Raw genomic sequence first — 10,675 nt, forward strand, 5'->3', positions numbered from 1 at the left:
CTTTAGTTGGCCTCCATTTCGTTATTAAAGTAGCGGATATTTTTATTTTTACGTTTGGCTAAGCGGATGAAGTAGCGCATATCATGTGTTGGCTTACCAAATGACCAGGCTTCGGCGCATTTAGTTAGTAGCACAATGTTAATAAAGGCGGCTACTTGAAATTCTCGCGAATGGTGCAGGTTAATAAATTGAGGTAGGTAAAGCTGTGGACAAACGGGGATGCCACCATGTTGATAGACAAAACGGCAGTTGGAGCGCACTGTCCTGATACTTTCGGCATCGCTCTTTACTACTTCTGTAAACGGCGCAATGACAAAGATCATTGGTCGGTAGTGTGGATTCAGTTTATCTTGGCGCAGCTTGGTAATTGCTATGGTTGCTTCTGACATAGATTCAGATCCTTTCATTAAATTAGAGAACTAAAAAAGCCCTCACCAATAAGCCAGATGAGGGCAGAAAGTAAACCATTAAAATTAATCTTTTTTGTAAAAGTCGCTAACAAAACCAGCAGCGTTGAGGATTAAGCCATTGGCCCAGTCTGGAACTTCGGTCATGAGCTGAACCATGGTGTCAAGTGACTGATTGGAAGGGGCGTCAATTACGGCTTCATCGTGAATATGCATTACCACCGTATTCTCAGTAGCTTCTAACCGCCGCATTGCTTCAGCTAGCAGGTCACGACTAGTTGCTTGGACAATGTTTTCTACCAACTTGGCCCCATAGGTTTCAATTCGATCCCATTTTTTCACGGTGTTGATTCCCATGAAGGTAATCGATTCAGAACCAAAGCGATTGGTGCCGATCTTTGGTTTGGGGTAGCAAAGATAACGTCCCGATCGTAAACGAAGAAACATGCAACCACTGCGATAAATAAATTTCATTCCGTGGGTAGTTTGCGGGAGGTGCGTTTTAATGCATTCTTTAGCTGCTTTATCAACGTCCCACCAAAACTGCACAATGTGAGGACTAGCATTACGCCACATTTGAACCAGTGGCGGTAATTCATCATCAGTTAAGCCAAGCTTAGTGGCACCCATGGCTTTGAGCGCACCAATAGAACCGCCATAGCCCAGGGCGAGTTCCGCAATTTTACCCTTTTGACGGAGTTCACCATTGATTCCATGTTTGACCACCGGGACACCAAACATCTGGCTTGCGGATGCACAATAGATATCTTCATTCTTGGCAAAGGATTCTTGTCGCCATTTTTCATTAGATAGCCAAGCAATTACCCGTGCTTCAACCGCTGAGAAGTCAGCCACGTAGAAATGATGATTTTTGCTAGGGATAAAAGCAGTGCGAATCAATTGTGATAAGACGTCTGGCACTGAATCATAAAGCATTGCAAGTGCTGGTACGTTGCCTTGCTTAACTAATTCGCGAGCTTCTTCGAGGTCTGGCATTGAATTACGGGGAAGATTTTGTACTTGTACAAGGCGACCAGCCCACCGACCCGTCCGGTTAGCACCATAAAATTGTAAAAGACCATGGACACGACCATCTTGGCACATAGCTTTCTGCATAGCCTGATACTTTTTGACACTTGATTTAGATAACAACTGGCGGAGAGCTAATACTTGATGGACCGTGCCGGTAGTGGTTTGTAATAGCTGTGCCACTGATACTTTGGATAGTGAATCAGTTTTGATACCTTGCTGTCGGAGCCAGTCTTTCAGTTGTAAGGGAGAATTAGGGTTTGCCAGACCCGTTACTTTTTTAGCTGTTTGTAGGTACTGGTCATGGAAGACGTTTTGACATTTGATCGCATTGTTAACCAGTTGTTGGTCAATCCGGATACCGCGATCATTAATGTCTTGATCCATCCAGTAGTTTTCCCATTCATTCTGCGAAACAGGAAAGCGTTCGAGCTTCTTTGTGATCTCCATTTCTACTTCTACATCGCGTTGGTTGTACTGTTTGAATTGTTGCCACTTGTCGGGCGCATGATAAGGAAAGTTACGAGTACAGTTCTGATTGGCTTTCGTGGGTTTGCAAGGTGTACAAAAGAAGCGAACTAATTCTTTACCAGCAGTGATCTTTTGCCGTGGTAGCCCTAGCACACTTCCGACATCTCGCAGTGATAAAGGCAATCCAAGGGTGGCGGACCAAACGCGTGAACAATGCCAACCAGCTGGTTTTAAACGATGACCCACAAAGTATGACAGACAAACTCGTTCAAATTGAGCATTAAAAGCACTTTTAATAATATTGGGGTTATCTAGGGCTTCAATAATCTGTGATGGGATCTTTTCGCCCTGAGTCAAGTCCACTACCTTGACGGGGCCAAAGTCGATAGCATAACCAAAGAGTAAAAGTTCAAAATCATCGCTATCAGCGTAACGATAGACTCCAGTCTGATTTAGGTTAGTGCCGGAATAAGTTTCAATATCAATTGAGATTTGCTTCATTAGGGATCCTTTCTACAAAAAATGGGTAGTCAAAGTCGACTGCCCATCTTTTAGTTTAAGCTAAGAAATCATCGTCACTACTATCATCAATTGCTGTGAAGTCATCGCTTGCACTAGCATGTCCGCCTAGTGGTTCACCATCACGGATCTTTTGAATGTTACCCAGGCCACAGGCGATTCCACGATTACCGTTGGTGTTAAAAGCATAGAAGTTAATCGAAACCCGAGCATAGCAGCCACTATACACTTCATCACGATCGAGGATGGGCTGAACATGTTTGTCCACAATCTGTGGTGCCGTAATCGAATTAGCGTTGATGAAATAACTATCTTGGTAGGCGGCATCATCACGTTCCACGTCTCCATCGCGAAGAGGTAGCTTGAGATTGGCCTTGTTTGGCTTCTTGCCACCAAACTTACCAATACCTTCCTGGATGGCGGTATCAATTGCCTTCTCAATAGCGCTGATTGTTGGCTTATCCGATTTAGGGATGATCAGACTAACCGAATACTTTTCCTTACCACCATTGATAGACTTTGGTTCCCAGACGTTAGCGTAAGAGAGACGAGTGTTGATACCAGTAACAACTTTAGTTTGTTGTGACATATTATTTTTCCTCCTTAAATTCATCCTTTGGGTTAGATTTGCTAATACTCTGACGCCGATCAGAATTTGGCACCAGGGTTGGCTTACCCGCAGGTTTTACAATTTCTTGACTAAACAGTTCAGTGAATTTCTTCTTACCGAGCTGTTTTTCTAGTTTTGTAATTGGCAGTAGGTTCTTTTGATAAATATCATGGTAGCCGTGTTCTTCAGCAATCTTTGCTACGGCTGCTTCATCTTTGTAATGACGAACGGACCGTCCTTCGACAATCTTGTAGCCGGGCCATTGCTTACCGTGGTTAATGGCTAGGTCAGCAGCATAGTCTTTAACTTCGTGAGCCCAGCGATTCAAATCATCGATGTGCTCTAGTACTTCGGTAACTTCCGCGTCGGTAAGCAAATTGGGGGATCGTAGCTGGAAGCGGGTAAGTTTATTGTGGTAATCGAATCGGGCGCGTAGCACGGCATTGCAGACAGAAAACTGACACCAGGGACCGTAGCGCACCGTGCCTTTGCCGACGAAAGCCAGTTCTGCTTTTTCCTTCAGTTCGGTATTGGCCCAGTGCATCAGTTTTTGCACGTTAATGGTCCAGGTACTGATATTGGCCATACGAGGTTGAAAAATGGTGACTTCAACTTCGTCGACGTTATACAGACTGCCGAACATCTCTAATGCTCCAACGGCATAAAGTTTCATCTGAGGATTGTTCTGCGCTTCCACTTGGACGCCTTTGCCATACTTAAAGTCGATAATGTGGAGTAGGTGATCAGAAACGATCACGCAGTCGCCGGTACCGAAGCCCTCAGGGACGTATTTTGAAAAGTCAAGCTTTTGTTCCACGCTAATGGTGGCATCTTTGGCATACTGCTTAGCTTCCTGATATTGTTCCATGACATAGCTGGCATAATCATCGGTCAGACTTTCCATTTCATCGGATTGATAATCAGAGGTTGGACGCTTGAACTTATCGCCAAGCAGGCGATGAATCTTATACTCTCCCAAGGCATGAGCAGCCGTTCCTTCAGCGGAAGCACTGGAAGTGGAGTGCGGGAAGTATTGTTCCAATCGTGGGAGTGGCGGAGCACTTAGCCAACGGTTGGCACTGGAAGCTGATAGCAAAGCGTGATGTTTTGGTGAACTCATTGTCCCAAGCCCTCCGCACTGTAGTAAAGGTCTTCGTAATCCTTAGGGTCTACGTCAGATAGTTTTTCGGCACCAAACTTTTGAAGTAATGCTTTCACTTGAGCGGTGTAGCCTTCGACACTCTTCTCTGCTAGCATCTTGCGGACCGTTACTTTATCTTCAACTGGATCGCGCTTTGGCTGTCCATCACATGGGGCTGCATCCTGATTGCTTGCTAGCAATTTACGTATGGACTGAATGGTATCCTTGGCTTGATCAAGCTGATTCTCAGCTTCCTTGAGTTGTAAATCGAGGTCATTCATTGCGCTCATAGGAATCCTCCTTTACTTCGTTAATCTCTAGATGTTGAACATCCTTACCGGGTGCAATCACCATCAGATGGTGAGGTTGACCAAGTAGTAAACGCAGCAGCCGTTCACGGATTGTGATTTGACGCATACTGACAACACCATCTTGAGGATGATTAGCTACTGAAATTGAAATCTTATTAGCCATATTGGTTATCCTTTCTTTTTAGATTTAGTAAGGAATAATCGCCTTACACTTACAGGCCATGTGAAGCGCAAAAGTAAACGATTATTTCTGAAGAATTTTTTTGAGGCGTCGCTTGATGGTTTGCAAACGTTTAGTAATTGCCATTTTGCTGACACCTTCTTCTTTGGCAATGTCGATCTGTTTCATACCGTCCCAGAACTTCTTCATGAGTAACTTTCGCTGTGCTGGTGTAAGTTGACTGACACTCTGGTGGAGTTGATCCATTTCTTCCTTATTAATTACCTCTTGCAACGGATCAGCATCATCTTTTACCAGGGCGCCATATGGGTCATAGGCTTCGAGTGAAACGTGACGACGGGTTTCACGGTGGTTATCGTTGTATTCAATACGATTAAGTTCGATGATTTCTTTGCCTTTAGCTTCTGTGACCGTGATTTCTTTGATCCCAGTTGGTTGATGTAGCTTAATGTGCATACTGCCATCTTTAGTGTCTGAGATCTCCATGTTGAGCTGGTGACGGTCGTCGTAGTATTTCTTCATAAGAAATTCCTCCTCTTGGATCTCCCAAGCGAAGGAATCGAAGGCATACTAAAAGCCACTAACAAGGCAATAAGAAACAGACCTAAACGATAAATCGCTTGGGTACTGCAACTTGCCTTACTAGTGGCTTGTTACAGGATGTTATTCAGTTAAGTGCATGCTAGTAAAAGTTGTTGATCGAGCAACACATGCTAATTAATCAGCTAAAAATATACGCGAATGTAAAGATAATTATCCGAAAGGAAATGCTAATCTGGTATAATTATCGTTGTCGAGTACTAATCTCTAACTGATATTTGAATAGTAACAAGATAATTAAGTCATCTCAGTCATTTTAGATACTCAAAGTCACTGAAAGTTATTTTTAGAAGGTGGGGAAATTGGGGATTAACAGGTTTCAGGTACTAGTAGATGCATTAAAACCTCTTAGTGAAATCGATAAGTCAGTACCTATCCAAGATGCAGTACTAGTGATATTTGAGAATTACACAAAAAACTGGAATGCACATAATTATCAAGAATCAAACTATAAAAGGCTGTATTACAAAGGGTTGAATCGTTCGGCTGCTCATAAGCTCGAAAAAAGTGGTATAGCCAAAGATAAATTCAAGGATTATATCAATGAGGCTAGTTATTCCCAAAAAGAATCAATCAGTAAGTATCTTTTGGAAAAATTGCAATTAAAAGAAGAAATTCCGGCAGAAAGTCTTGCATATTATTGCGTTAACCTAATGTCCGAATTAGTAGAAGAAGCAAAGCGTAAAAAGCAATTAAGAAAACAAAAAATCCCCACAAAAAGTGAGGATAAGGATATATTTACAAAAACTGTTTCAGATGAGACGTTCACAACAGTCTTTCGTCAGGTTAATGCTAGTGAGATGGATGCTGTGAAAAATAGAAATATAATTCATGCTTTTGTTTTGAAACCAGAACTGTTGCCTTTTAGCTATACGAATTTAAAGGATCTAGTGACATCCAATATTACTAGCTATGCAATAGCCCGTGGAGTTAGCAAAACGGATGTTATAGGTTTGCAAGCAGCAAATTTACTAAGAAAATATGCTAAAAGTGGTATTCCAAATAATTTACTAGGTGAATTGCTAGCATATATTTTTTTAGAGCATGAGGATAACGCACTTAAACTCTATACCAGGGCGGAAATTTTAAAAGTCAAGCGAACAATCGATAGTGAAGGCATATATCTTAAAAGAGACCAGGATAAAACTCAACTAATCCTTGGGGCATCACAATTAAACAATAATCTTAAGGATGCAATTAATAATGTAGTGAAGAAGATAGCAACTTTTGATAATAATCGGTCCAATGAGATGGTACTGGCTACCGACATAGTTGACCGTTCTATTCTTCGGACACAATTTGGTGAAGATAAGAGTAATGCCATTATTAAGTTAATGGCACCAACTGAAACAGGCTTTGAAGATATTGCATCATATGGGATCTTTATTGGCTATAAGTTTAGAACCCAATTAGATTTAGACGATTGCACGCAAGAAGAAGCAAAAGAGAAGTGTCGTCAAGCTATTAATTGTGATTTGGAACAAGCGATTAGGCAATTGAATATAGTTATTCAGCAGCATCATTGGCAAAAATCGTCGTTTTATGTGTACTTGTTACCTTTTACTAATGCTGAAGAGGATACTCATGCGATAATGAAGGATTTGATAGGAGAATAAGAGTATGCCACAACAAGGAAAAAGATTGGGCGAATATCTTTACGAGTATTTAGAAAATGATGATTACTTACGCAAGCTGATGAGTATTTTGTCTAAGCAGTATGGTTGTTGGTTATTTCATCTAGATTGGAAGTTAACAGGAAAGCAGAAACATGATCTTCTACGCTTCGCCGATTTGCTATCAAAATCAATCAATAAAAAGGGAGATAGTAGGCAAAAAAATAGTGCCTTGAAAATTGTTGCTACTCTATCCAAAATGTATCCTAACGATCCTGAGGTTTCACTGATTACTAATGAGGTTTTGACCAGCTTTAACAACTTTTTGCCTCGTCAAGGACAAAGCTATACGCTAGTTCCAACAATTGAGCAGTTATGGAACGAAGCCTTGGTAAACTATCAAAAAGAGAAACGCCAGATTCCTGGAGAAGAAAGTAAGTCGTTTATCGGTAAGCAAGATATAATTTTTAAGTCTTTGAGCAATGAACTTACTAGTTTTTCAGCTCCAACATCGATGGGGAAGACCTTTTTAATTGAAAAGTATATTGAGCTTCAAGTGAAGGAGGGTGTCGTAGGCAACTTTGCGATCACTGTACCAAGCAAGGCACTCATTACCGAAGTAAAGGTTCAGCTCATTAAGGATTTAGGGACAAAATTAGGCGAAAAACAATATCGAGTCATTTCTCATCCTGAAGAGTACAGGGTAGATTACGAGGGAAGCTATATTTGCGTAATGACTCCTGAACGCCTATTAGCCCTTTTAACACAATATTCAGCAGCACGGTTAATACACCTGTTTATTGATGAGTCTCAAAAAGTTACAGAAGCAAGTTCGCGTAGTGCCTTTTACTATGAAATATTTGACAGGGTTAGTGCATGGGAAAATCGACCGAAGGTAACCTTTGCCTCACCATTGATTCCAAATCCAGGAATATTTAAAAAGTTAGTACAAACAGCCGCATCGAATGATGGCCTTCGCATTGTCGAATCCCCAGTAACCCAGGTGGAAATTATCTTTGATCGCTATGCTAATAAAGCGGAAGTATATGATGATTTGAATCAAAATACTATTCCGATAGGTAAATTTAAAGAAACGCTATCAGTACCAGATATTATTCGGAAGATGATAAGCATTTTAGGGAATAGTAATTGCAACTTGGTTTATTATGGTTCAAAAGTCAATGCCATTTCAGATGCTTTGGTTGTTAGTCGTTCAATGGAAGAAAGTAACGATCCAAGGTTGATAGAGTTAGCTGATTATATTTCACGTAAAATTCACCCTAAATACATCTTGGTAAAACTAGTTAGAAAAGGAATAGCCTTCCACACTGGAGAATTGCCAGTTGACGTTCGCATTAGAATCGAGGAAGCCTGTCGGCAAGGAATCCTAAAGCTGGTTTTCTGCACCAGTACCCTACTGGAGGGAGTAAATTTGCCGGCTGATAATATTTTCGTTACTACGCTGCAAAATGGAAAAAGGACGCTCAGTCAATTAGACTTCTTGAACTTAATTGGTCGAGTGGGTAGGTTAGGTCACTCCATGCTAGGAAATGTCTTTCTAATTACTGGCGATACAGCGAATTCGCATAGTAACCGTGCTGCTTATTTATCTAGGATGAATAACAGACTAAAAAAAGCTAAGTTATCTGTTGATGTTATTAAGCCTAAGCAAGCGGCAGCAATTAAGAAGAGCCTAGAGAAAGGCGATGTGCGTTTAGATAACATTGAAAAAGATAAAAACTATGATTTAATTCGTAAATTATCATTACTTTATGTCAAGGAATTACGGAATGATCATCATGGAGTAGTTAGAACCCATTTAGCAAAACATATAACCTACAAAGAAGAACGAAAAATTTTACAATCCTTACAAGAACGATATGTTGACGAATTAGAGGATGATATTAACTTCTCTTCTGATCAGTCTGAAAGTCTTAGAAACAAGATTAGTCAGGAAAATATTAAAGGATATCCTAATATTCATGATGGGGAAAAATTGAGGTGGCCGGAAGCCAAAGCTTTTTTACTCAAACTATCAGAAATATTTAACTGGGCTATTTATGAATCCGACTTTGTTAAGTCAAAACAAGACAAGGAAACTCAAGATAAGGTCATCGAGGATGACGCTAAAATAGCCTTACTTTGGATGAGTGGGTACAGCCTGCAACGGATTTGCGACTTTGCAATTCAAATCCGTGATCCTGAGCGTGGAGATACAAGATTTCTTAATAGGGTAAGGCAATACCATGAGAATACCCCTAATATTGACTGGGAGACTATAACCATTAATTTAGTGATGAAAAGATTGCAAAATCTTCAGTTTGTATTAGGTAAATATTTCTTGAAAGTTACCCAGGAGTTAACTAAGAGTGGAATGCCGCCTCAGAATGACTGGTATCGTTTCATGGAGTATGGAACAGATAGTGACTTACGGATTTGGTTACAGCAGAATGGTTATTCCAGAGAATCCTCAGAATATATAGAAGACAATAAAGATGAATTTATCATTAAAACCGATAATAATTACTTTGTCTCCAAGAATATTTTAAAAGCGAACGATCTTGATGCTGTTAGTGAGACTAAGGAAATTGAAATAAACGTTCCAGAAATTTTTATTTAGAGGAAGTAATCATGAATAACGAAAACTTAAGCATTAGTTATAACAAATTATGGAAGCTGTTAATTGATCGTGGCATGAAAAAGAAAGATCTACAACAGGCTAGTGGAGTTAGCGCCGCTTCGATTGCTAAGTTAGGTAGGAATGGTAATGTTACGACTGAGGTATTACTAAGGGTTTGTAAGGCCTTAGGCTGTGATATTAGTGACATTATGGAGATCGTACGAAAGTAACAGAAGAAATAATAGGAGGATAGGGGTGACATTTATTTAAAATGAGCAAGGAAGAAATAAGCCTTTTCGATGATCAAAAATTTGAAACCGATCATAAAAAATTTGAATTAAAAGCAATAGGTGATGATGGTCACCTAATTAAATCTAAGGAACGAGTTCAACATCATGGTGAAGTTTTTACCCCTAAATGGATGGTGAAAAAGATGCTGTCTGAACCGGCTATTCAAGAAAAGCTTCATGATCTGCATGCCACTTTTTTTGAACCTAGTGCAGGCGAGGGTGCCTTCTTGAAAGAAATCCTACATCAGAAGCTGAACTATGTAGACCAAATTTCTAATAAAACAACTTGGAAAAGCAATGCATTATGGTCATTAATGAGCATTTACGCTATTGAATTGTTGAAAGATAATTTAGCTCGATCAAAAGAAGCAATGATGAATATTTTTGTCAATCATTATCAAGCCTTTATGCAGAAAAGTTTGAGTTCAAAAACTGATATTTATAAATCAGCAAAATATGTAATCAATTTAAATATCGTCCAGGGTAATACACTTACCTATAGAAATGATGATGGAAAGTTAATTACTTTTAGCAACTGGATTCCATCTGGATCAAAAGTTGAACGAGAGATTTTTACTTTTAAATCATTGTTCAATAATAGTGATGCAAATGATATAGGCGCTAATGAAGGTCAATTAAGTCTATTTGATGACTTAGAAAATAGTGATGATACGAGTAAGCAGAAAATTATTATTACTAAAGTATTTAGGATGGGATAGAAAATGAGTAAAGAATTTAAATTTGATGTTGTAATTGGTAATCCACCATATCAAGAAGAAGTTGAGGGAACTAGTGATAAACAGATTTGTCAACACCGATTTTAAAATGTAGGATTTCACCGGTTTAAAAATGTAGTTTTTCACCGATTTGTTTCTGTTGTCTG

General features: G+C 39.8%; 12 protein-coding genes. 5 read left to right on the top strand and 7 right to left on the bottom strand.

Annotated features, from left to right (window positions below):
* Nucleotides 1–2 precede the first annotated feature (2 nt).
* From QOS03_RS02470 to QOS03_RS02500, 7 genes are all read right to left on the bottom strand, one after another.
* The gene (locus QOS03_RS02470; RefSeq protein ID WP_225356887.1) at nucleotides 3–389 is read right to left on the bottom strand and encodes a DUF7768 domain-containing protein; all 387 of its coding nucleotides are present in this window, start codon (nucleotides 387–389) and stop codon (nucleotides 3–5) included.
* An 84-nt stretch (nucleotides 390–473) separates the two neighbouring features.
* Nucleotides 474–2,408, bottom strand: a complete 1,935-nt coding sequence (locus tag QOS03_RS02475) for a DNA polymerase (RefSeq protein ID WP_283575218.1) — start codon at nucleotides 2,406–2,408, stop codon at nucleotides 474–476.
* 55 nt (nucleotides 2,409–2,463) lie between these two features.
* The gene (locus QOS03_RS02480; protein WP_427831634.1) at nucleotides 2,464–3,015 is read right to left on the bottom strand and encodes a DUF2815 family protein; all 552 of its coding nucleotides are present in this window, start codon (nucleotides 3,013–3,015) and stop codon (nucleotides 2,464–2,466) included.
* Between the two features lies 1 nt (nucleotide 3,016).
* Nucleotides 3,017–4,156: a DUF2800 domain-containing protein gene (locus QOS03_RS02485; protein ID WP_283575219.1), complete on the bottom strand. Its 1,140-nt coding sequence runs from the start codon at nucleotides 4,154–4,156 to the stop codon at nucleotides 3,017–3,019.
* Nucleotides 4,153–4,467 carry a hypothetical protein gene (locus QOS03_RS02490; protein WP_283575220.1) on the bottom strand — a complete coding sequence of 105 codons (315 nt, stop codon included), beginning with the start codon at nucleotides 4,465–4,467 and terminating at the stop codon, nucleotides 4,153–4,155. The genes QOS03_RS02485 and QOS03_RS02490 overlap by 4 nt, the downstream gene beginning before the upstream one ends.
* Nucleotides 4,451–4,651 (bottom strand): hypothetical protein, encoded by a 201-nt coding sequence (locus tag QOS03_RS02495; RefSeq protein WP_283575221.1) that lies wholly within the window; start codon nucleotides 4,649–4,651, stop codon nucleotides 4,451–4,453. Before QOS03_RS02495 ends, QOS03_RS02490 begins: the two co-directional genes overlap by 17 nt.
* 81 nt (nucleotides 4,652–4,732) lie before the next feature.
* Nucleotides 4,733–5,191, bottom strand: a complete 459-nt coding sequence (locus QOS03_RS02500; protein ID WP_283575222.1) for an RNA polymerase sigma factor — start codon at nucleotides 5,189–5,191, stop codon at nucleotides 4,733–4,735.
* A 380-nt stretch (nucleotides 5,192–5,571) separates the two neighbouring features.
* Here QOS03_RS02500 and QOS03_RS02505 point away from each other — a divergent pair, with 380 nt between their 5' ends.
* Genes QOS03_RS02505 through QOS03_RS02525 form a run of 5 tightly spaced genes read left to right on the top strand, consistent with a single transcriptional unit; the run spans nucleotide 5,572 to nucleotide 10,616 of the window.
* Nucleotides 5,572–6,885: a HamA C-terminal domain-containing protein gene (locus tag QOS03_RS02505; protein ID WP_283575223.1), complete on the top strand. Its 1,314-nt coding sequence runs from the start codon at nucleotides 5,572–5,574 to the stop codon at nucleotides 6,883–6,885.
* A gap of 4 nt (nucleotides 6,886–6,889) precedes the next feature.
* Nucleotides 6,890–9,502, top strand: a complete 2,613-nt coding sequence (locus QOS03_RS02510) for a DEAD/DEAH box helicase (protein WP_283575224.1) — start codon at nucleotides 6,890–6,892, stop codon at nucleotides 9,500–9,502.
* An 11-nt stretch (nucleotides 9,503–9,513) separates the two neighbouring features.
* Nucleotides 9,514–9,732: a helix-turn-helix domain-containing protein gene (locus QOS03_RS02515; protein ID WP_283575225.1), complete on the top strand. Its 219-nt coding sequence runs from the start codon at nucleotides 9,514–9,516 to the stop codon at nucleotides 9,730–9,732.
* A gap of 41 nt (nucleotides 9,733–9,773) precedes the next feature.
* Nucleotides 9,774–10,511: a methylase gene (locus QOS03_RS02520; protein ID WP_283575226.1), complete on the top strand. Its 738-nt coding sequence runs from the start codon at nucleotides 9,774–9,776 to the stop codon at nucleotides 10,509–10,511.
* Between the two features lie 3 nt (nucleotides 10,512–10,514).
* Entirely contained in the window at nucleotides 10,515–10,616 is a 102-nt protein-coding gene (locus tag QOS03_RS02525) for an Eco57I restriction-modification methylase domain-containing protein (protein ID WP_283575227.1), read from the top strand.
* Nucleotides 10,617–10,675 lie beyond the last annotated feature (59 nt).

Origin of the sequence: Limosilactobacillus pulli, assembly GCF_947381555.1 — a bacterium.
Lineage (GTDB): Bacteria > Bacillota > Bacilli > Lactobacillales > Lactobacillaceae > Limosilactobacillus > Limosilactobacillus pulli.

What these genes read in the sequence shown, in the direction of transcription:
- QOS03_RS02525 (WP_283575227.1), top strand. Translation starts at nt 10,515, where the DNA reads ATGAGTAAAGAATTTAAATTTGATGTTGTAATTGGTAATCCACCATAT.
- QOS03_RS02510 (WP_283575224.1), top strand. Translation starts at nt 6,890, where the DNA reads ATGCCACAACAAGGAAAAAGATTGGGCGAATATCTTTACGAGTATTTA.
- QOS03_RS02475 (WP_283575218.1), bottom strand. Translation starts at nt 2,408, where the DNA reads ATGAAGCAAATCTCAATTGATATTGAAACTTATTCCGGCACTAACCTA.
- QOS03_RS02520 (WP_283575226.1), top strand. Translation starts at nt 9,774, where the DNA reads ATGAGCAAGGAAGAAATAAGCCTTTTCGATGATCAAAAATTTGAAACC.
- QOS03_RS02470 (WP_225356887.1), bottom strand. Translation starts at nt 389, where the DNA reads ATGTCAGAAGCAACCATAGCAATTACCAAGCTGCGCCAAGATAAACTG.
- QOS03_RS02500 (WP_283575222.1), bottom strand. Translation starts at nt 5,191, where the DNA reads ATGAAGAAATACTACGACGACCGTCACCAGCTCAACATGGAGATCTCA.
- QOS03_RS02480 (WP_427831634.1), bottom strand. Translation starts at nt 3,015, where the DNA reads ATGTCACAACAAACTAAAGTTGTTACTGGTATCAACACTCGTCTCTCT.
- QOS03_RS02485 (WP_283575219.1), bottom strand. Translation starts at nt 4,156, where the DNA reads ATGAGTTCACCAAAACATCACGCTTTGCTATCAGCTTCCAGTGCCAAC.
- QOS03_RS02515 (WP_283575225.1), top strand. Translation starts at nt 9,514, where the DNA reads ATGAATAACGAAAACTTAAGCATTAGTTATAACAAATTATGGAAGCTG.
- QOS03_RS02490 (WP_283575220.1), bottom strand. Translation starts at nt 4,467, where the DNA reads ATGAGCGCAATGAATGACCTCGATTTACAACTCAAGGAAGCTGAGAAT.
- QOS03_RS02495 (WP_283575221.1), bottom strand. Translation starts at nt 4,651, where the DNA reads ATGGCTAATAAGATTTCAATTTCAGTAGCTAATCATCCTCAAGATGGT.